This is a genomic window from Streptomyces sp. NPDC048411 (assembly GCF_040704695.1).
Taxonomy (GTDB): domain Bacteria; phylum Actinomycetota; class Actinomycetes; order Streptomycetales; family Streptomycetaceae; genus Streptomyces.
Genome location: NZ_JBEZKL010000053.1, coordinates 16557 through 35772 on the forward strand (window position 1 = coordinate 16557; position 19216 = coordinate 35772).

Sequence of the window (19216 nt, forward strand, 5' to 3'; positions counted from 1 at the left end):
GAGCCGGCTCAGACCACCGCGCCGCGCCCTGGGTCGTCGTCGTCCTCGTCGTCGTGCTGCATCCGCGCGACCAGGGTGACGAAGCCGCCCAGGAAACCGCCGACGCAGACCGTGGTGAGCCACCACGTCATCTCCCACTGCAACAGCACGGCGAGCAGCATCAGCACCGGTCCGCCGACGACCGCGAGCCAGGCGAACTTCGCCGTGACATCGGCCTCCGGCAGCGGAGGCGGCTCCGGCGGGACGAAGTGTCCCTCGTCGCTGTCGTCCGCGTCGTCGTTGTCCGCCGGCTCCGCCACCTCGTAGTCGCGGGGACCGCGAACACCGGGGGCGAAGACGACCGAGCCGCCGAGCGGCTTCTCCGGCGGCTTCTTCTTGTTGATGCCCTTGTCCGGCTCCAATATGTTGCGATCGCCGTCCTCCAGGAGCGCGAGGTCCTCGATCGACTTGAACGGCTTGGCGCCCGGCGGGTCCGGCGGCTCCTCGCCGTAGCCCGCGACGATCGCTTCCCAGGCGGCGTCCTCGTCGAGCGCGTCACCCTGGCCCGGACCCCCGGGTGCGTGTGGCGCACCCGCGCCGTCCTCGGGCACGGCCGTGCCCTCGGTGGGGCGCGGTTCGCGCTCCTCCTCGCTGCCCGCGCGCTCCGCGTCGTGCTCAGCCACCTGACGTGCTCCCCTTCTTCCCGACGCTCGGAGCGAGGCGGCCGATGAACGAGTAGCTCTCGTCGAAGATCCGCTCCGCATCGTGGTCCAACGTCGCCACGTGGTAGCTCTGTTCCAACAGGATCTCCTCGACATCCGTGGACGACACCCGGCTGAGGATCCGGGCCGAGTCCGCCGGCGGCACCACATGGTCCTGTGGGCTGTGCAGCAGCAGGAGCGGCTGGGTGACCTGCGGCAGCTCCCCGTCGACCAGCCGGAAGAAGTTCCGCAGGGAGTGCGCCGCGTGCAGTGGCACCCGGTCGTAGCCGATCTCGGTGGAGCCTTCCCGGGCGATGTCGTTCGCCACGCCCTTCGTGGACGGCAGCAGATGCCGGACGACCGGCAGTGCGTACGCCGCCAGGCCATGCACCTTGTTGCCCGGGTTGACGAGCACCAGACCGCTGATCGCGTCCCCGTGCTTCGCCGCCAGCCGCAACGCCAGCGCACCGCCCATGGACAGCCCGAAGACGAAGACCTGACGGCATCGCTCCGACAGGGCCCGCAGCTCCCGGTCCACCTCCGCGTACCAGTCCTGCCAGCCCGTGACCTGCATGTCCTCCCAGCGGGTGCCGTGCCCGGGCAGCAGCGGCAGCGCGACCGTGAGTCCGCGCTCCGCGAGATACTCGGCCCAGGGGCGCAGCGACTGAGGTGAACCGGTGAATCCGTGACAGAGGAGGACGCCGACCTCTCCGCCCTCGTGGCGGAACGGCTCGGCTCCAGGAAGGACCGGCACCGGGGTCTCCTGTTCGTGAGGCTCGAAAGGGAGCGAAAGGGGGAGTGCGAGAAGGATTACCTCACCGTACGCGACCGGAGTGACACCGACCAGGGCCGTCACCGGTCACAGCCGTGCTTCGGCTCCGTGCCGGGCAGGAACGGCGGCAGCACCACGGGTTAAGGTCAGTGCGACAGCACACAGGAGGCACCCGAGTTGATCTACGGCGCAATGAAGTTCTCCATCGGCGGGTCATTGAAGCTCGCCTTCAGGCCGTGGGTGGAGGGCCTGGAGAACATCCCCGCTCAGGGGCCGGCGATACTCGCGAGCAACCATCTCTCGTTCTCCGACTCCTTCTTCCTGCCGGCCGTACTGGACCGCAAGGTCACCTTCATCGCCAAAGCCGAGTACTTCACCGCGCCCGGCGTGAAGGGCAAGCTGACCGCTGCCTTCTTCAAGGGCGTCGGCCAGCTCCCGGTGGACCGATCCGGTGCCCGCGGTGCCGGTGAGGCGGCGATCAAGGCCGGTATAGAGGTCATCGAGAGCGGCGGGCTCTTCGGCATCTACCCGGAGGGCACCCGGTCGCCCGACGGCCGCCTGTACCGCGGCAAGCCCGGCGGTCTCGCCCGGGTGGCGCTTGCCACCGGAGCACCCGTCATCCCCGTGGCGATGATCGACACGGAGAAGATCCAGCCGCCCGGTCAGGTGATCCCCAAGCTGATGCGCCCCGGCATCAGGATCGGCAAGCCGCTCGACTTCAGCCGCTACCTCGGCATGGAGGGCGACCGCTTCATTCTCCGCTCGGTCACCGACGAGGTGATGTACGAGATCATGAAGCTCTCCGGGCAGGAGTACGTCGACATCTACGCGACCGCGGCCAAGCGCCAGATCGCGGACGAGGCGAAGCGCCGCGCGGAGGAAGAGAAGCACGCGGGCAGAAAGTCCGGCACGGAAGGGTGACGGAACAGCCGGCGCGTCACCGCGTCGGCGTCCGTCCGGGGGGGTGGGGGGCATGGCCAAGCGCGAGCGGGTCCTACGGATGTCGGTCGAACAGCCGCTGTGGCGCGCGCTGACCGCGTACCGGCTTCTGACGACGGTCTACGCGATCCTGCTGGCCACTTTCGGCCGGGACAAGTACGAGCGGCCCTGGGTGGCCATCGCCTTCCTGGCCGTCATTGCGGTCTGGACGCTCGCCACCCTCCCGAAGGTCGCGAACGCCGCGAGCTGCACCAAGCGGTTCCTCGGCGCCGACCTTGCCCTCGCTCTGGTCGGCATCCTCCTCACCCCGCTCGCCGACGTCGACGCCCAGCACCTCGACGGCCCGACCCTGCCGTCCATCTGGACCGCGGGCTCCGTCCTGGCGTTCGCGATCAAGGGCGGCTGGCGATGGGCGGCGCTGGCCTCCACCTTCGTCGCCGTCGCCAACATCATCGAGCGCGGTGAACCCAGCCGGGACACCTTTCACAACGTGCTGCTGGTCTGGGTCGCCTCCATCGCCGTCGGGTACGTCGTCGAGGTCGCCCGTGCCAGTGAGCGCACTCTCGCCCGCGCCCTGGAGATCGAGGCGGCGACCCGGGAGCGGGAGCGGCTGGCCCGTGACATCCACGACAGCGTGCTCCAGGTCCTCGCCATGGTGCAGCGCCGCGGCACGGCGCTGGGCGGCGAGGCCGCCGAGCTGGGCCGGATGGCAGGGGAGCAGGAGGTCGCCCTGCGCACCCTCGTCTCCAGCGGTCTGGTGCCCACCACCCGGGTCTCCGAGGACGCTTCCGAGGGGGCGGTGGTCCGTACGGTCGAGGTCGACGGCCGGGAGGACGGCCTGTCCGGTTCGGCCGACTGCGATCTGCGCGCCCTGCTGGCCCCGCACGCCGGCTCCCGGGTCAGCTTCGCGGAGCCCGGTGCTCCGGTCCTGCTCGCCCCGGCGGCGGCGAAGGAACTCGCGGCCGCTGTCAGTGCCGCCCTGGACAATGTCAGAGTGCACGCCGGACAGGACGCCCAGGCGTGGATACTCGTCGAGGACTGGCCGGACGAGGTGATCGTCACGGTCCGGGACGACGGCCCCGGCATCCCGGAGGGGCGGCTGGCCCAGGCCGAGGGGGAAGGCCGGATGGGGGTCGCCCTGTCGATCCGGGGGCGGCTGCGCGACCTGGGTGGCACAGCAGAGTTGATTTCGGTGCCCGGCCAGGGCACCGAGGTCGAGTTGAAGGTTCCGAAGGTTTTACGGGGGAAGGCAGGATCCGGCCGATGAGTACGGAGAACACCGCGGGCGCCGAGAGCGCGCAGGATGCCGAGCAGCGGACCATCAGGGTGATGGTCGTCGACGACCATCCGATGTGGCGCGACGCCGTCGCCCGCGACCTCGCCGAGTCCGGCTTCGACGTGGTGGCGACCGCGGGTGACGGACCGCAGGCCGTCCGCCGGGCAAGGGCCGCCACCCCTGACGTCCTGGTCCTCGACCTGAACCTGCCGGGGATGCCCGGCGTCCAGGTCTGCAAGGAACTCGTCGGTTCCCACCCGGGCCTGCGGGTCCTGGTGCTCTCGGCGAGCGGTGAGCACGCCGACGTACTGGAGGCGGTGAAGTCCGGCGCCACCGGCTATCTGCTCAAGTCGGCCAGTACGCAGGAGCTGACCGAGGCCGTGCGGAGCACCGCCGTCGGCGACCCGGTCTTCACCCCGGGCCTCGCCGGACTGGTGCTCGGCGAGTACCGCAGGCTGGCATCCGAGCCCGCGCCCGTCGCGTCGGACGAGCCGAATGCACCGCAGTTGACGGACCGGGAGACCGAGGTGCTGCGGCTGGTCGCCAAGGGACTCTCGTACAAACAGATCGCCGAGCGGCTGGTCATCTCGCACCGCACCGTCCAGAACCATGTCCAGAACACCTTGGGCAAGCTCCAGTTGCACAACCGGGTGGAGCTCGTGCGGTATGCGATCGAGCGCGGCCTCGACGACGCCTGAACCCAACGGCGTCCGTACGGCTTCGACTTCATGGACTTCCGGGACGGCCGCCGCGGCCCACTGGAGCGCGAGACCAGTGGGGGTGCCGATCGCCGATGCGACCACCGGCTCAAGACGGTCGATCCGGCGTTCTACGCGGAGGTCGGCGTCTTCTTCGGCTGAGTGAGAGCGGCGCACCAGGGATACGGGCCGTATATTCGCGGCTATCCGGCCCGTGACTCTGTCTTTCTGGAGAAATCGTGGAAATCCTGGCATTCGGTGTGCAGTCCGACGAGAAGCCGCTGATCGAGAAGGCCTTCGCCGGACAGCACGAGGTCCGCTGCCTGGACGTATTCCTCAACAAGGACACCGCACCCATCGCGGCGGGCTACGAGATCATCTCCACCAGCGTCAACGCCGACCTGGGCAGTGGCGTTCTGCAGACGCTCGCCGCGGGCGGCACGCAGATGATCGCCCAGCGCTCCACGGGCTTCAACAACATCGACCTCGATGTCGCCGAACGCCTCGCCCTGCGGGTCGCCCGGGTCTCGTACTACTCGCCGTACTCGGTCGCCGAGTTCGCCTGGACGCTCGCCATGGCGGTCAACCGCCGCATCATCCGCGCCACGAGGCGCACCCGCGACTTCGACTTCCGGCTCGACGGTCTCCTCGGCCGGGACATGCACGGCCGCACGGTCGGCGTGATCGGCACGGGCAAGATCGGCGAGGCCTTCACCCGTATCGCCCATGGCTTCGGGATGAAGCTGCTCGGCTGGGACGTGGTCGAGAACCCCGCCTGCACTGAACTCGGCATGACCTACGTCGAGAAGGACCAGCTCCTCGCCGAGTCCGACCTGATCAGCCTCCATGTTCCGCTGGTGCCCACGACCCACCACATCATCGGCAGGGACGCCCTGGCCGCGATGAAGGACGACGCCATCCTGATCAACTCCAGCCGTGGCGGACTGGTGGACACCTCGGCGCTGGTCACCGCATTGCGGGCGGGCCGCTTCACCGGTGTCGGACTCGATGTGTACGAGGCGGAGGCCGGGCTCTTCTTCCTCGACAAGTCCTTGGAGGTCGTCGACGACGACACACTGGCCCGGCTCGTCACCTTCCCAAATGTCATCGTCACCTCGCACCAGGCGTACTACACGGAGGACGCCGTGACGCAGATCATCGACGCCACCGTGCAGAACGTTGCCGACTACCTGGCCCGCCGCCGCAGCGACAACGTCCTCGTCCCCAGGCTTCCTCGGGACTAGAGCCTGTGTCGAAAGTCCCGCCTGCCAGGCGACGCCTGGCCCGCACGCTCCCCGCGTTGTCGGGCTCGCCCCGATACGCCCAGTACCGGGGCGACCCTCCGCCTATCGATCGCACGCACCAGACGCCGCCAGGCCCTGAGGCCCCGGACCGCCTCGGCGGATTCCGGAGCCCCGTCCGCGTCCGCGTTCAGCCGGGCACGGGCAGCCCCGCCAGCAGCTCGGCGACGATCGACGCGCCGCGCAGCGTCAGCACCGACTCCGGGTGGAACTGCACCGACGCGAACCCGCCCCCGCGCAGCGCGTGCAGTTCCCCGGTGGCCGCGTCCCGGCTCACCTCGATGGAGTGCGCGGCCAGCTCGGCGACCGTCTCGTCGTCGCAGCATGCGGTGAAGCTGTTGTAGAAACCGACCGTCTCCGGGCGCCCGAACAGCTCGATCCGGGTCTGCGCGCCCTGGTACGGCACGGTCTTGCGGACGATCTCCAGACCCAGCTCCGCCGCGATCAGTTCATGGCCCAGGCACACCCCCAGCAGCCCGTGCCGGTGCTCCCGTACCAGTTCCGCGGCGAACTCGCGCAGCAGCCGCATCTTCGGATCGCCGGTGTCGGCCGGATCCCCGGGGCCGGGGCCCAGCACGACCGGGCCCGTGTGCGCCCGTACGGTCTCGCGCAGCCCCGGCTCGTCGTAGCGGTGCACCGACACCTCAAGGCCCGAGGCGCGCAGCAGATGCGCCAGCATCGCGGTGAAGGTGTCCTCCCCGTCGATCACCAGCGCATGGCCGGAGAGCTCCTGCGTGCGCTCCTGCATCCGCAGCCAGAACGGCGCGAGCCCGTCCCGCCGGGCGTCCAGGGCGGCTCGCACCCGGGGGTCGCCGGCCAGTCGCGGACGCGTCTCCTCCGTCCGAGGGCGTCTCGGCCGCACGCCCAGCGCGGTCAGTACCCCCGCCGCCTTCGCGTGGGTCTCGGCGACCTCGCTGTCCGGATCGGAGTGGCGTACGAGCGTCGCCCCGACCGGCACCCGCAGCCGTCCGTCGGCCGCGATGTCGGCGGTACGGATCAGGATCGGCGAGTCCAGGGTCTGCGCCCCGCCCGGTTCCTGCCGTAGCAGGGCCAGCGCGCCCGCGTAGTAGCCGCGGCCGCCGGGCTCGTACCGCTCGATGACCCGGCACGCGTTCTGCACGGGCGAGCCGGTGACGGTCGCGGCGAACATGGTCTCCTTCAGCACCTCCCGCACATCCAGCGAGGAGCGCCCGCGCAGCTCGTACTCGGTGTGCGCGAGATGCGCCATCTCCTTGAGCCGCGGCCCGATCACCACGCCGCCCATGTCGCCGACGGTGCACATCATCTTCAGTTCCTCGTCGACCACCATGGAGAGCTCCTCGGTCTCCTTGCGGTCGCCGAGGAAGGTCAGCAGACTCTCGGCGGTCGGCCCTTCGGCGGGGTAGCGGTACGTTCCACTGATCGGGTTCATCACGACCGTCCCGCCGGACATCCGCACATGCACCTCCGGGCTGGCGCCGACCAGCGTCCTCTCCCCGGTGTGCACGACGAACGTCCAGTACGCACCCCGCTCACCGTCCAGCAGCCGACGGAACAGGGCCAGCGCGTCGGCCCGCCCGAACCCCGGGATGTCGCCCTGGAAGGTCCGCCGGATGGCGAAGTTCGCGCCCTCGCCCTGCCCGATCTCGTCCTCGATGACCCGTCGGACGACGCCGGCGTACTCCTCGTCGGGGACGTCGAAGGCACCGCCCTCGACCCGTACGTCGTGGGTGGGCAGCTGCGCGAGGGTCTCGGAGAGCGGCAGTTCGTACGTCTCCTGCGCGACCAGCACCGACAGTGGCGTCCCGTCGTCGCGGACGTCGAAGCCACGCTCGGCGATCTGCCGGAACGGCACCAGCGCCAACGTGGGAAGTTCGCCCACCGGGAGGTCCGCGAGCCGCTCGGCCTCGTGCACCGCGCCGATCAGGACCTCGACGGTGTCGTGATCACGGCCCGGTGTCCGGCGGCGGAGGAGTGCGAAGGGCGGGCAGTCGGCGGCGAGGAGCTTCTCGATGAGCATGGGTGGTGTTCCTTCCCCTGGGTTCAGCTGGGAGGAACGGCCCCGGACACGAAAAAGGCCGCCCCTCGGGCGGCCTCTGCGATGGTGCGTACGCGCAGTCAGTGGGCCGCCGGATGAGCGGTCCACCACCAGTTCTGGATCGAATGCGCGAACATGCTTTGCACCCTAACCCACGACGGGCCCCGGCAGATCCGTGAGGAACCGGTCAGAACGGCAGGTTGTAGATGCTCCAGCCGCCGCCGGCCTTCACGCGGGCGGCGTACGGCGCGGTGGCGCTGCCGGTGCCCTGGTACTGCCAGAGGACACCGGAGGAGTCACGGCCGAGGATGTTGTAGCGGTTGGTGCCCGCGTCCGGGACCGTGCTGCTCGCCTGCTGGACGTCGCTCGCGGTGATTCCGCTTCAACGCCCCACCTCTGCGGTGGCTTTGTTCGAATTCGAAAGGCGTGAGGCTGGCAGGGCTCCTTGTGGCGACCGTCACTGCCCGGCGGGAAACGCCGTCTCAGCCATTGAGCACGGGGAATATCAGGGGACACGACCCCGTAATGTTGTGGTTGTGACCGTGAACGCCCATACCTCCGTCGCCGGTGGCAACACCTGGCGAGACCTTCCCGCGGCGCAGCAGCCCGAGTACCCCGATGCCGAGGCTCTGCGCGATGTACTCGCGGACCTCGCGTCGTATCCGCCGCTCGTCTTCGCGGGCGAGTGCGACCAGCTGCGCGCCCGCATGGGAGCCGTCGCCAAGGGCGAGGCGTTCCTGCTGCAGGGCGGCGACTGCGCCGAGGCCTTCGACGCGGTGTCGGCCGACCACATCCGGGCCAAGCTGAAGACGCTGCTCCAGATGAGCGCCGTCCTCACCTACGCGGCCTCCGTGCCCGTCGTCAAGGTGGGCCGGATCGCCGGCCAGTACTCCAAACCGCGCTCCAAGTCGACCGAGACCCGCGACGGCGTGACCCTGCCGACCTACCGCGGCGACTCCGTCAACGGCTTCGCCTTCACCGAGAAGGCCCGCGTCCCGGACCCGGACCGGCTGAAGCAGATGTACCACGCGTCCGCTTCCACGCTGAACCTGGTCCGCGCCTTCACCACCGGCGGTTACGCCGACCTGCGCCAGGTCCACGCCTGGAACCAGGACTTCGTCAAGTCGTCCCCGTCCGGTCAGCGTTACGAGGCGCTGGCCCGCGAGATCGACAACGCGCTGAACTTCATGAAGGCGTGCGGCACGGACCCGGCAGAGTTCAAGGCGGTCGAGTTCTACTCCTCGCACGAGGGGCTGCTGCTGGACTACGAGTCGGCGCTGACCCGCATCGACTCGCGCACCGGTGAGCTGTACGACACCTCCGGCCACATGGTCTGGATCGGTGAGCGCACCCGCCAGATGGACGGCGCGCACATCGAGTTCGCCTCGAAGATCCGTAACCCCATCGGCATCAAGCTCGGCCCGACGACCACCGTCGACGAGGCGCTCGGCTACATCGACCGCCTCGACCCGGACCGCGAGCCCGGTCGGCTGACCTTCATCGTCCGGATGGGCGCCGACAAGGTCCGCGACAAGCTCCCCGCGCTGGTCGAGAAGGTCACCGCCTCCGGTGCGGTCGTCGCCTGGGTCACCGACCCGATGCACGGCAACACCTTCGAGGCGGCCTCCGGCCACAAGACCCGTCGCTTCGACGACGTCCTGGACGAGGTCAAGGGCTTCTTCGAGGTGCACAAGGGCCTCGGTACGCACCCGGGCGGCATCCACGTCGAGCTCACCGGTGACGACGTCACCGAGTGCGTCGGCGGCGGCCACGAGATCTTCGTGGACGACCTGCACCAGCGCTACGAGACCGCTTGCGACCCGCGGCTCAACCGCAGCCAGTCGCTGGACCTGGCGTTCCTGGTCGCCGAGATGTACCGGGACCAGTAGCCGTCACGGCAGGTAGCGCGCGTACGACTGTGGGGCACGGATCGATGTGATCCGTGCCCCACAGGGCATTCCGGGACTTTTACCGGTACTGGGCGCCGGGTAAGGTTAGGTAAGCCTCACCGTTCAGCGGGGTGGCATCCGTGACCCATTCTGCCGGGAGGTGAACCGCATGTACGTCTGCTCGTGTTTCGGCATTACGGAGCAGCAGGTCAAGGAACATGCGGACGCCGGGGCGTGCACCCCCCGCCAGATAGCCAACGCCTGCAAGGCGGGCACCGACTGTGGTGGCTGTGTCCGCCGGATTCAGGCGATGCTCGGCCGCGGTGCGTGCACGCGCCGGGAACTGCTGGACCAGAAGCAGGCCCCCGGTGACGCCCCCGGGCAGAACCTCTCGACCGCACCGGGTGCGGCCCCCCGCATCGGTCCGGGCGTCGCCCCCGGACGGATCCCGGACATCGGTCCCGGTCCGGTCCCGGGCATCCGGCTCCCCGACGCGGCCTGAACCCGGCTCTCCGGGACCTGCCGTCCCGGACTCGGCTGTCCCGGACTCAGCTGTCAGGCTGCTCGATCTGCTGCGCGATGTAGAGCGGCTCGCCGAGCTTCTCGATCAGTTCCAGCTGAGTGTCGAGGTAGTCGATGTGATGCTCCTCGTCCTCAAGGATCGATTCAAAGATGTTTGCGGACGTGATGTCGCCCTTCCCGCGCATCAACTCGACACCTCGCTTGAGCCGGTCGATCGCCTCCACCTCGACCTGGCGGTCGGCTTGGAACATCTCGGTGACCGTCTGGCCCACGCGTACATGGAAGAGCCGCTGGTAGTTGGGGAGTCCATCGAGGAAGAGGATGCGGTCCGTCAGGGTCTCGGCGTGCTTCATCTCGTCGAAGGACTCGGACCGGGTGTACTTCGCGAGCTTCGTCCAGCCGAAGTTGTCCTGCATCTTTGCGTGCAGGAAATACTGATTGATGGCAGTCAATTCGGCGGTCAGCTGTTCGTTCAGGAACTCGAGGACCTCGGGGTCGCCCTGCATCGCAGAGGCTCCTTCCAACCGGTGAACTGGGCACGTTGGCCGCATCCTCGCACCGCACCCCCCAGCCGTCCAGTAAGTGCATGCTTAGTATGAGTTGCCCGAATAGTCGCTACCCTGGTCATGACCACCCCTGCCTGTCTGTCACCATGGAGGCATGGGTCAGCCGGAAAGCCGGGAATACCGCGAATCAGAGCAGTCCGGGCTTCCGCCGGGTCAGCGACTGCAGCGCGGTTGGCCGGTTACCCACTACGGGCCCGTTCCCAAGTTCAAGCCGGATCGCTGGGAGTTCCGGGTCTTCGGAGCCACCGCGGACGGCGAGAAGCACTGCTGGAACCACCAGGAATTCTCGGCCCTGCCGTTCTCCTCGGTCGTCGCCGATCTGCACTGCGTCACGAAATTCAGCATGCTCGGGGCCGAATGGGGCGGGGTCCTCGCCCGTACGATTCTGGAACTCGCGCCACCCGCGCCCCAGGTCACGCATGTGATGGTCTGGGCGGAGTACGGATTCAGCTCGAACCTGCGACTCGCCGACTTCACCTCGGACCGTACGCTTTTCGCCACCCACAAGGGCGGTGAGCTGCTCACCGCGGAGCACGGCTTCCCGCTGCGCCTTGTTGTACCGCACCTGTACGCCTGGAAGGGGCCCAAGTGGGTCCGGGGCGTCGAGTACATGACGGCCGATCGCCGGGGCTTCTGGGAGGAGCGCGGCTACCACAACATCGGCGATCCGTGGCGCGAGCAGCGCTACTCCTACCAGGAAGAGCCCGGGGAAGGCCCCGAGCTCTGACCTGACGGTCCCGGTGCGGGGCCGTCCTCACGGCCTCCCCCACGACAGGGAGTGGGCTCCCGACGCCCCGCGACTGCGCTTGTGGCGTTGTCGGCGAAGCCGCATGACGCCGCTCGCTGATCCACTCCCTATCACGGGGAAGATCGTCAGTGGTGGTACTGGTGCACCACCGCGTGGCCCTTGCCGCGGCCGATCATCCACTTGTTGACCGGTGTGGTGACGACGAAGGCGACGGCCAGCGACAGCGCGAGCGTTCCCCAGAACAGCGCGTCGGCGAGCTGTGCGTCCATGGCGCCCGGCCACAGGACGATCACGCCGTTGTCGATCAGTTCCATCACCGCGATGGAGAGGGTGTCAGCGGCCAGGGCGACCCGGAACGCGGTACGGAAGTCGACGCCGGCCTTCAGGATCGAGCGCAGCGTCAGCGTGTAGCCGAAGAAGAACGCCAGGACGATCGCGAGGGCCATCGTCCCCGTGTTGCCCCAGCCGAGCGCCGTGCCGATCACCATGCCGAGGATCTCGCCGATGGCGCATCCGGTGAGGCAGTGCAGTGTGGCGCGCGCGGCCATGGCCCAGTCGACCCGGCCGGGGGAGTGCGCAGTGTGGCCGACGTGAGCCGAGTGGTCGGCGTGGCTGCTTCCGTCGTGGCCCTGCCCGTGGTGCTGCTGGTGCTCTCCGTTACGCGTGTCGTGCTGCATGGCGATCCCCCAATGCCGTAGCGGTTCCTGTCGACAACAAGAACCATATACCCCCGAGGGGTATTCCTCCATTGGGTTTCGCGGTCAGCCGCAGTCGCGCAGCCCCTTCAGTCGCGCCACATCCGCCGCATGGCCTTCCTTGCCGCCCGGCGTCTCGATGATCAGCGGTACTCCCGCCGTCGCCGGATGGGCGAACAGTTCCCGGAACGGCTCCTCGCCGATGTGTCCGGCGCCGATGTTCTCGTGCCGGTCCTTGTTGGCTCCCACCACGTCCTTGGAGTCATTGGCGTGTATCAGCTTCAGCCGCCCCTCGCCGACCGTGTCCACCAGCAGGTCCAGGGTCTGCTTCATGCCCGCGGGGCCCGCCAGATCGTGCCCCGCCGCGTAGATGTGGCAGGTGTCGAGACAGATACCGAGCTTGGGGTGGGCGTCGAGTGCGTCGAAATACGGGCCGAAGTCCCAGGCCCGCGAGCAGAGCGAGAATCCCTGTCCGGCGGTCGACTCCAGCAGCAGATACGGGTCGTCGTCATGGGTCAGTTCGTCGAGGAGCGGCGTCATGTGCGTCCGTACCTGCGCCAGGGCCTCCGCGCGTGGCCGGCCACCGGTCGCCGAGCCGGTGTGCACCACGACGCCCAGGGCGCCGATCTCACGGGCCCGGCGCAGGGAGTGGCGCAGCGAGTCCACGGACTTCTCCACGGTGGCCGCGGTGTGCGAGCCGAAATTGATCAGGTACGGGGCGTGCACGTAGACCGGTATCGACTCGGCGGCACACTCGGCACGGAACTGTTCGTCCTGCGCCGGGTTCCCGGTGGGCGTGGCCCAGCCGCGCGGATTGGCGACGAAGACCTGGACGGTCTCCGCCCCCATCTCGCGGGCGTAGGGCAGACCGACTTTCGCGAGGCCGCCGGCCACGGGGACATGGCCGCCGACGGGGTTGCGCATATGGATCTAGAGCCCCTTGGTCTTGATGGTGATGGTGCTGCCCTCGGGGGCCTGCTTGCCGCCGTCCACGGACTGACTGGCGATCTTGTCGCTGAAGGAGAGGAACGGGCGGTCGACCTTGACCTCGAAGCCCGCTGCCTTCAGCAGCCTCGTCGCCTCGTCGACGTCCTTGCCGGTGACGTCCGGTACGTCAATCATCCGCGGGCCCTTGGAGACCGTGAGCGTGATGGTGTCGCCCTCGGCGACCTGGGCACCCTGGCCCGGGGACTGGTGCGCGATCTCGCCCTCGGCCTCGGGAGAGTTGACGCGGCCGGGCTGCACCTTGGCCTTCAGCCCTGCCTCGTCCAGTGCGGCGGTGGCGTCCTGGACCGACAGTCCGGTGACATCGGGGACATCGACCGGGGTGCCCTTGCTGACGACCAGGGCGACCGCGGAGTCGGGGTGGCGCTCGGCGCCCGCTCCGGGATCCGTACGGATCACGTCGCCCCGGTCGAACTCCGTGCTGAACTCCCTGGTGACCATGCCGGGCACCAGCCCGCTCTTCTTCAGCGCCTGCCTGGCCTCGGCCAGCGCGATGCCCTCGACGGCGGGCACCTTCACGATCTCCGGGCCGCGCGACACGGTGATCGTCACCGAGCCGTTGCCCCGGATCCGGGCGCCGGACTTCGGATCGCTGTCGACGACCCTGCCGCGCTCGACGCTGTCGCTGTAGGCCCGCTTGATGCTCTTCAGCTCCAGCCCGGAGTCGGAGAGCCGCTGCCCGGCCTCCTTCTCGGTCTGGCCGAGCAGGGAGGGGACCCGGGTGAACTGTCCCGAGTTGATGTACCAGACACCGGCACCGGCCCCGAGCACCAGCAGCACGGCGACGATCGCGGCAATCATTCCGCGCCGCGGCCCGCGTCGGGCCTGCTCGGGCGGCGGCGGCGGGGGCATCTCGAGCCGACTGGTGTGGTGGGCCGTGCCCTGACCGTCCGGGAGTACCCGGGGGATCACGCTCGTGCGGTCCTCGGTGACGTCGTGCACCTCGGCGAGGGACTGCGGCGGTACGGCGTCCAGCTGTTCGTCGGCGAGCGCGGCGCGCGCGGTGCGGGCCTCGGCCAGTAGGGCCACCGCGTCGAACGGGCGGACCTCGGGGTCGCGGGCGGTGGCGCTCGCGACCAGGCGGTCCAGCTCGACCGCGAGCCCGGGGACGACGGCCGAGGGGGCCGGGACGTCCTCGTTGAGGTGCTGGTAGATGACCTGGGCGGGGGAGTCGCCGGTGTGCGGCTTGGCGCCCGTCAGCATCTCGTACAGCACGACACCGCAGGCGTACACATCGGCGCGGGTGTCCGCCGTGCCGTGCTCGATCTGCTCGGGGGCGAGGTAGGAGACGGTGCCCAGGACGGATCCGGTGGTGTTCGTGACGGCGCCCACTGCCCGTACGAGACCGAAATCCGCGACCTTCACCCGGCCGTCGTCCCCTATCAGGACGTTCTCCGGCTTCATGTCGCGGTGCACGAACCCCGCCCGGTGTGCGGCACCGAGTGCGGCGAGGACCGGCTCCAAGATGTCCAGGGCGGCGCGGGGCTGCAGGGCGCCGCGCTCGCGCAGGATGTCGCGCAGCGTGCAGCCCGCGACGTACTCCATCGCCAGGTAGACGTACGCCCCCTGGGCGCCCTGGTCGAAGACCGCGACCACATTGGGGTGGGCGAGCCTGGCCACCGACTTGGCCTCGCGGATGAAACGCTCGACGAACGAGGCGTCGGTTGCGAGCGCCGGGTGCATCACCTTGAGGGCGAGCACCCGGTCGAGCCGGGTGTCCATGGCCCGGTAGACCGTGGCCATCCCGCCCACGGCGATGCGGGCATCGACGCGGTAACGGCCGTCGAGCAGCTGCCCGACAAGGGGGTCCTGGAGGGTCTTATCCACGCAGCCGAGTCTACGAGCCACCGCGGACACGACCGACGGGCCGGGGCGATCCCGGGTCCGTACTGCAGCCGAGCCGTGACAGGGACATGCGCTTCAGCAGCGTACGGACCCGGGGACGCGCGCTCAGAACGCCGGCCGCTCCGGGTCCAGCACCGCCCGCCCCTCCACCGGCGAGGAGGCCTCGGCGAAGTGGCGCCGCGGGATCCGGCCCGCGCGGTACGCCAGTCGTCCACCGTCCACCGCGTGCCGCATCGCCGCCGCCATCAGCTCGGGCTCCTGCGCCCGGGTCACCGCCGACGCCAGCATCACCGCCGCGCATCCCAGCTCCATCGCGAGGGCCGCGTCCGAGGCGGTTCCGGCGCCCGCGTCGAGAATGACCGGCACCCGGGCCTGCTCGACGACCAGCTGGAAGTTGTGCGGATTGCGGATGCCGAGACCGGAGCCGATGGGGGAGCCGAGCGGCATGATCGCCGCGCATCCCACGTCCTCCAGTTTCCGGGCGAGCACCGGGTCGTCGCTGGTGTACGGCAGGACGGTGAACCCGTCGTCCACCAGAGTCTCCGCGGCGTCCAGCAGCTCGATCGGGTCGGGCAGCAGAGTCCGCTCGTCGGCCACGACCTCCAGCTTGACCCAGTCGGTGCCCAGCGCCTCGCGGGCCAGCCGGGCGGTCAGCACGGCCTCGCCCGCGGTGAAGCAGCCCGCCGTGTTCGGCAGGACGCGGATCGAGAGGCGTTCGAGAACGGAGAGGACCGAGCCCTGCACGGTCGGGTCGAGGCGGCGCATCGCGACGGTGGTCAGCTCGGTGCCGGACGCCGTCAGGGAGCGTTCGAGCACGTCGAGACTGGGCGCCCCGCCCGTTCCCATGATCAGCCGGGAGCCGAACGTGGTGCCGCCGAGGGTGAAGAGATCGTCGGACATGGTCAGCCTCCCTGGACCGCGGTGAGGACTTCGATCCGGTCGCCGTCGGCGAGGGCGGCGGCCGACCAGCGGCTGCGCGGGACGACGGTCTCGTTGAGAGCCGCGGCGACCCCGGAGGGCGCCTGCGTGAGAGTCGCCACAAGGGTCTCCAGGGTGGTGCCCGCGGCGATCGAACGGGGATCGCCGTTCACGGAGACGGTGAGCGGACGGGAGTCGGTCATGCGGGCTGCTCCTGACGTACGGAGGCGGAGGGCGGTACGGCGGCGGGTGCGAATCGTCCGGGGGCGAAGGGGCGGGCCACGGCGGGCAGCTCGCCGGTGGTCAGCAACTCGGCCATGGCGTCACCCGTGACGGGGGTGAGCAGTACGCCGTTGCGGTGATGGCCGGTGGCGAGGTGGAGGCCGGGCAGGGCGGTGGGGCCGAGCAGCGGGGCGTTGTCGGGGGAGGCGGGGCGAAGGCCGGCTCGGGTCTCGGTGAGCGGCAGTTCGGTGATGCCGGGCACCAGCTCGTGGGCGTCGCGCAGCAGCTTGTACACCCCGCCCGCCGTGACGGTGGTGTCCCAGCCCATCTCCTCGCTGGTCGCGCCGACGACGAGCTCGCCGTTCTCGCGCGGGACGAGATAGACATGGCTGCCCCGGACCATGGCCCGCACGGTGCGGGTGAGGAACGGTGCGTAAGCGGCGGGCACGGCCAGCCGGAGCACCTGTCCCTTCACGGGCCGCACCGGGGGGACGACGTCGTCCGGCAGCCCGGCGAGCCGCCCGCTGAGGCTGCCCGAGGCGAGTACGACCTGGTCGGCGGCCAGCTCCGTACCGGCCGCGAGTACGGCTCCGGTGGCCCGGCCGCGTGCCACCCCGAGGCGTTCCACCCAGTCGCGGTGGAAGACCACCCCGGCCCGTTCGCAGGCCGTCAGCAGAGCGGCGGCCAGCCGGCGGGGATCGACCTGGTGGTCGCTGTCGACCCGCAGACCGCCGCGCACGCCCGGCGCCAGCATGGGCTCCAGTCGGCGGCACTCACGGCCGGTGAGCCACTCCGACCCCAGCCCCGAACGCTGCTGCAGCGCGTGCAGCTCCCGCAGATGGGCGCGGTCGTCGGAGTCCAGGGCGACCGCCAGGGTGCCGCAGGCGCGGAATCCGATGTCCTGGCCGCTCGCCGCCGCCAGTTCGGCCGCGAATGCCGGGTAGCGCGCGGCGGACGCGACGTTGAGGCCGAGCAGCATCTGCTCGCCGTAGTGGAGTTCGGTGACGGCGGCGAGCATCCCGGCCGCTGCCTGGGCGGCCCCGCCGCCCGGTTCGGGGTCGACGACCGCGGTGCGCAGACCGCGCTGCGCAGCCCGCCAGGCGGTCACCAGACCGATGATCCCGCCCCCGATGACGAGGACGTCGGATCCTTGTGCGGATACGGATGTGTTCCCGGAAGAACGCATGGGCGTCCAGCCCCTCCCTTCGCCGGCATGACCCGGATCAGGTACGTACGGTCGGAGGCCGCCCAGCCTCCCTCTCAGCCCGGTGCGTCCGGGCTCCCGCGAGTGTCTTACGGTGGCCACCCTAGTGCCCCTCCCGGCAGGCTCTGCCCCGTCGCGTAGGGCAAACATGGCCGGTCACGGCCCTGGACCCCATCCTCCGGACCCTGTAAGGGAGCAGCCACCGTGGCTCGTTCGCTCGACGGACTCGTCCTCTCGCCGGTCGCCGACCAGGCGCCGGGCCAGGTCGGCACCCGTACCCGCTTCACGTACCACGAGGAGGACGGCCGGATCTGGGCCGAGTACGCGGGCGGCGACGTGGTCCGCGGCCATCTCGTCGGCACCAGGACCGCCGATCGGCTCGACTTCCGGTACGTCCAGTTGAAACAGGACGGGACGACATCCTCCGGACACTGCCTCTCCACCGTCGTCGACCTCGCCGACGGCCGTGTGCGGCTGGACGAGCGGTGGGAGTGGGAGTCGCAGGAGGGCAGCGGGACGAGCGTGGTCGAGGAAGTGTCTAGCTGACGGGGTGTCAGGTGTTTAAGGTGGACAGGTGAGCGAGCAGCAGACTGAGCAGCCGGACCGGCGGACCGAGCGCCGCATCGTCATCGTCGGTGCGGGCATGGCCGGTGTGCAGACCGCGGTGGCCCTGCGGGAACAGGGCTTCGCCGGCCCGGTCACCCTGATCGGCGCCGAACCCCACCAGCCCTACGACCGGCCGCCGCTGTCCAAGGCGGTGCTGCTCGGCGAGGCCGAGGACTCTGCCTTCGACATCGACTTCGAGGCGCTCGACATCGAGCTGCAACTGGGCCGCGACGTGATCGGCCTCCGGTCCGAGGCGCATGAACTGGACACCCCGACGGGCCCCGTCCCGTACGACGTCCTGGTCATCGCCACCGGCGCCGAACCGGTCGAGCTGCCGGGCTCCGAGGGTGTGCGCGGCGTCCATCTGCTGCGCACCCTCGACGACGCCGCACGGCTGCGGCCGGTCCTCGGCGAGCAGCACACCGTCGTGGTCGTCGGCGCCGGATGGATCGGCGCGGAGTTCGCCACCGCGGCCCGTGCCGCGGGCTGCGAGGTCACCGTTGTCGAGGCCGCCGACCGGCCGCTCGCGGGCGTCCTGCCCGCCGAGGTCGCCGCTCCGATGGCCCGCTGGTACGGGGAGAGCGGCGCGGAACTCCTCACCGGTGCCCCGGTGGCCCGCATCGAGCCCGGCCGGGTGGTCCTCGCCGACGGCCGCGCACTCGCGGCCGGAGCGGTGGTCGTCGGGATCGGCGCCCGGCCCGCCACCGCCTGGCTGGCCGGCTCCGGCATCGCGCTCGGACCGGACGGATCGGTGACCGCCGACGAAGCGCTGCGAACCTCGCTGCCCGATGTGTACGCCGTCGGGGACTGCGCCTCCTTCCCCTCCGCGCGATACGGCACGCGCCTCCTCGTCCACCACTGGGACAACGCCGTCCAGGGGCCGCGGACCGCCGCCGCCAACATCATCGGCGCCGGCTCCCGCGGGGCGCCGCAGCCGCTCACGTACGACCCCGTGCCGTACTTCTGGTCCGAGCAGTTCGACCGGTTCGTGCAGTACGCGGGCCATCACGGGGGCGCCGACACCCTGCTGTGGCGCGGCGACCCGGACGGTCCCGCCTGGTCGGTGCTCTGGCTGCGGGACGGCGCGCTGGTCGCCGTCCTGGCCGTCGGCCGGCCGCGCGACCTGACCCAGGGGCGCAAGCTCATCGAGGCGGGGGCGCGGCTCGATGAGGTGCGGGCGGCCGATCCCTCCGTGCCGCTGAAATCGACGGTACGTCAGTAATGGCCTCCCCCTGAAGGGGCCGGTGGGCAATCTCCGCTATGCGGACACCTCTTGGCTGCGGGGCGAAATTGGTGCAGTGTGCAGCTTTTGG

The 19216-nt window shown here is 70.1% G+C and carries 21 protein-coding genes and 1 riboswitch; of the genes, 10 read left to right on the plus strand and 11 right to left on the minus strand.

Annotation, left to right across the window (positions count from 1 at the left end; all coding sequences use genetic code 11):
- Nucleotides 1–8: 8 nt before the first annotated feature.
- Complete coding sequence (locus AB0915_RS19995) at nucleotides 9–662, minus strand: hypothetical protein (RefSeq protein WP_366692353.1); 654 nt, start codon at nucleotides 660–662, stop codon at nucleotides 9–11.
- Entirely contained in the window at nucleotides 655–1434 is a 780-nt protein-coding gene (locus AB0915_RS20000) for an alpha/beta fold hydrolase (RefSeq protein ID WP_366692354.1), read from the minus strand. The genes AB0915_RS19995 and AB0915_RS20000 overlap by 8 nt, the downstream gene beginning before the upstream one ends.
- A 195-nt stretch (nucleotides 1435–1629) precedes the next feature.
- Here AB0915_RS20000 and AB0915_RS20005 point away from each other — a divergent pair, with 195 nt between their 5' ends.
- From AB0915_RS20005 to AB0915_RS20025, 5 genes are all read left to right on the plus strand, one after another.
- Nucleotides 1630–2373 (plus strand): lysophospholipid acyltransferase family protein, encoded by a 744-nt coding sequence (locus AB0915_RS20005; RefSeq protein ID WP_366692355.1) that lies wholly within the window; start codon nucleotides 1630–1632, stop codon nucleotides 2371–2373.
- Between the two features lie 52 nt (nucleotides 2374–2425).
- The gene (locus tag AB0915_RS20010; RefSeq protein ID WP_366692356.1) at nucleotides 2426–3658 is read left to right on the plus strand and encodes a DUF5931 domain-containing protein; all 1233 of its coding nucleotides are present in this window, start codon (nucleotides 2426–2428) and stop codon (nucleotides 3656–3658) included.
- The gene (locus AB0915_RS20015) at nucleotides 3655–4365 is read left to right on the plus strand and encodes a response regulator transcription factor (protein WP_366692357.1); all 711 of its coding nucleotides are present in this window, start codon (nucleotides 3655–3657) and stop codon (nucleotides 4363–4365) included. Before AB0915_RS20010 ends, AB0915_RS20015 begins: the two co-directional genes overlap by 4 nt.
- Before the next feature lie 30 nt (nucleotides 4366–4395).
- Nucleotides 4396–4527, plus strand: coding sequence for a hypothetical protein (locus AB0915_RS20020; protein WP_366692358.1), 132 nt, complete (start codon nucleotides 4396–4398; stop codon nucleotides 4525–4527).
- Between the two features lie 77 nt (nucleotides 4528–4604).
- Nucleotides 4605–5609: a 2-hydroxyacid dehydrogenase gene (locus tag AB0915_RS20025; RefSeq protein WP_366692359.1), complete on the plus strand. Its 1005-nt coding sequence runs from the start codon at nucleotides 4605–4607 to the stop codon at nucleotides 5607–5609.
- 187 nt (nucleotides 5610–5796) lie between these two features.
- On the opposite strand, the gene AB0915_RS20030 is transcribed toward AB0915_RS20025, so the two are convergent.
- Complete coding sequence (locus AB0915_RS20030; protein WP_366692360.1) at nucleotides 5797–7665, minus strand: anthranilate synthase family protein; 1869 nt, start codon at nucleotides 7663–7665, stop codon at nucleotides 5797–5799.
- A 98-nt stretch (nucleotides 7666–7763) separates the two neighbouring features.
- Nucleotides 7764–7820 carry a trp operon leader peptide gene (locus tag AB0915_RS20035; RefSeq protein ID WP_076973970.1) on the minus strand — a complete coding sequence of 19 codons (57 nt, stop codon included), beginning with the start codon at nucleotides 7818–7820 and terminating at the stop codon, nucleotides 7764–7766.
- A gap of 405 nt (nucleotides 7821–8225) precedes the next feature.
- On the opposite strand from AB0915_RS20035, the gene AB0915_RS20040 reads away from it, so the two are divergent.
- A complete protein-coding gene (locus tag AB0915_RS20040) occupies nucleotides 8226–9572 on the plus strand; it encodes a class II 3-deoxy-7-phosphoheptulonate synthase (RefSeq protein WP_366692381.1) in 1347 nt (448 codons plus the stop codon).
- 169 nt (nucleotides 9573–9741) lie between these two features.
- Nucleotides 9742–10074 (plus strand): (2Fe-2S)-binding protein, encoded by a 333-nt coding sequence (locus AB0915_RS20045; RefSeq protein ID WP_366692382.1) that lies wholly within the window; start codon nucleotides 9742–9744, stop codon nucleotides 10072–10074.
- A gap of 46 nt (nucleotides 10075–10120) precedes the next feature.
- On the opposite strand, the gene bfr is transcribed toward AB0915_RS20045, so the two are convergent.
- Nucleotides 10121–10600 (minus strand): bacterioferritin, encoded by a 480-nt coding sequence (gene bfr, locus AB0915_RS20050; RefSeq protein ID WP_366135040.1) that lies wholly within the window; start codon nucleotides 10598–10600, stop codon nucleotides 10121–10123.
- Nucleotides 10601–10754: 154 nt separating this feature from the next.
- Between bfr and AB0915_RS20055 the strand changes: the two genes are divergently transcribed.
- A complete protein-coding gene (locus AB0915_RS20055; protein ID WP_366692361.1) occupies nucleotides 10755–11387 on the plus strand; it encodes a sulfite oxidase-like oxidoreductase in 633 nt (210 codons plus the stop codon).
- A gap of 146 nt (nucleotides 11388–11533) precedes the next feature.
- Here the strand turns inward: AB0915_RS20055 and AB0915_RS20060 are convergent, their stop codons facing one another.
- The 6 genes from AB0915_RS20060 to thiO form a co-directional block, all read right to left on the minus strand.
- Nucleotides 11534–12085 carry a DUF4396 domain-containing protein gene (locus tag AB0915_RS20060; protein ID WP_366692362.1) on the minus strand — a complete coding sequence of 184 codons (552 nt, stop codon included), beginning with the start codon at nucleotides 12083–12085 and terminating at the stop codon, nucleotides 11534–11536.
- 84 nt (nucleotides 12086–12169) lie between these two features.
- Nucleotides 12170–13027, minus strand: coding sequence for a deoxyribonuclease IV (locus AB0915_RS20065; protein WP_366692363.1), 858 nt, complete (start codon nucleotides 13025–13027; stop codon nucleotides 12170–12172).
- 6 nt (nucleotides 13028–13033) lie between these two features.
- The gene (pknB, locus tag AB0915_RS20070) at nucleotides 13034–14935 is read right to left on the minus strand and encodes a Stk1 family PASTA domain-containing Ser/Thr kinase (protein WP_366692364.1); all 1902 of its coding nucleotides are present in this window, start codon (nucleotides 14933–14935) and stop codon (nucleotides 13034–13036) included.
- A 123-nt stretch (nucleotides 14936–15058) separates the two neighbouring features.
- Nucleotides 15059–15853 (minus strand): thiazole synthase, encoded by a 795-nt coding sequence (locus AB0915_RS20075; RefSeq protein ID WP_366692365.1) that lies wholly within the window; start codon nucleotides 15851–15853, stop codon nucleotides 15059–15061.
- A 2-nt stretch (nucleotides 15854–15855) separates the two neighbouring features.
- A complete protein-coding gene (gene thiS, locus AB0915_RS20080) occupies nucleotides 15856–16074 on the minus strand; it encodes a sulfur carrier protein ThiS (RefSeq protein ID WP_366692366.1) in 219 nt (72 codons plus the stop codon).
- Entirely contained in the window at nucleotides 16071–17279 is a 1209-nt protein-coding gene (gene thiO / locus AB0915_RS20085; RefSeq protein ID WP_366692367.1) for a glycine oxidase ThiO, read from the minus strand. The genes thiS and thiO overlap by 4 nt, the downstream gene beginning before the upstream one ends.
- Nucleotides 17277–17389, minus strand: a riboswitch (TPP riboswitch). Its footprint overlaps the gene before it by 3 nt.
- A 112-nt stretch (nucleotides 17390–17501) precedes the next feature.
- Between thiO and AB0915_RS20090 the strand changes: the two genes are divergently transcribed.
- Complete coding sequence (locus AB0915_RS20090) at nucleotides 17502–17843, plus strand: hypothetical protein (RefSeq protein ID WP_366692368.1); 342 nt, start codon at nucleotides 17502–17504, stop codon at nucleotides 17841–17843.
- A gap of 28 nt (nucleotides 17844–17871) precedes the next feature.
- The gene (locus tag AB0915_RS20095) at nucleotides 17872–19125 is read left to right on the plus strand and encodes an FAD-dependent oxidoreductase (RefSeq protein WP_366692369.1); all 1254 of its coding nucleotides are present in this window, start codon (nucleotides 17872–17874) and stop codon (nucleotides 19123–19125) included.
- The last annotated feature ends 91 nt before the right edge of the window (nucleotides 19126–19216 follow it).

Excerpts from the sequence above, each read along its gene's own strand:
- AB0915_RS20010 (WP_366692356.1), top strand. The coding sequence starts at position 2,426 with ATGGCCAAGCGCGAGCGGGTCCTACGGATGTCGGTCGAACAGCCGCTG.
- AB0915_RS20015 (WP_366692357.1), top strand. The coding sequence starts at position 3,655 with ATGAGTACGGAGAACACCGCGGGCGCCGAGAGCGCGCAGGATGCCGAG.
- AB0915_RS20020 (WP_366692358.1), top strand. The coding sequence starts at position 4,396 with ATGGACTTCCGGGACGGCCGCCGCGGCCCACTGGAGCGCGAGACCAGT.
- AB0915_RS20030 (WP_366692360.1), bottom strand. The coding sequence starts at position 7,665 with ATGCTCATCGAGAAGCTCCTCGCCGCCGACTGCCCGCCCTTCGCACTC.
- AB0915_RS20045 (WP_366692382.1), top strand. The coding sequence starts at position 9,742 with ATGTACGTCTGCTCGTGTTTCGGCATTACGGAGCAGCAGGTCAAGGAA.
- bfr (WP_366135040.1), bottom strand. The coding sequence starts at position 10,600 with ATGCAGGGCGACCCCGAGGTCCTCGAGTTCCTGAACGAACAGCTGACC.
- AB0915_RS20055 (WP_366692361.1), top strand. The coding sequence starts at position 10,755 with ATGGGTCAGCCGGAAAGCCGGGAATACCGCGAATCAGAGCAGTCCGGG.
- AB0915_RS20060 (WP_366692362.1), bottom strand. The coding sequence starts at position 12,085 with ATGCAGCACGACACGCGTAACGGAGAGCACCAGCAGCACCACGGGCAG.
- AB0915_RS20065 (WP_366692363.1), bottom strand. The coding sequence starts at position 13,027 with ATGCGCAACCCCGTCGGCGGCCATGTCCCCGTGGCCGGCGGCCTCGCG.
- AB0915_RS20075 (WP_366692365.1), bottom strand. The coding sequence starts at position 15,853 with ATGTCCGACGATCTCTTCACCCTCGGCGGCACCACGTTCGGCTCCCGG.
- thiS (WP_366692366.1), bottom strand. The coding sequence starts at position 16,074 with ATGACCGACTCCCGTCCGCTCACCGTCTCCGTGAACGGCGATCCCCGT.
- thiO (WP_366692367.1), bottom strand. The coding sequence starts at position 17,279 with ATGCGTTCTTCCGGGAACACATCCGTATCCGCACAAGGATCCGACGTC.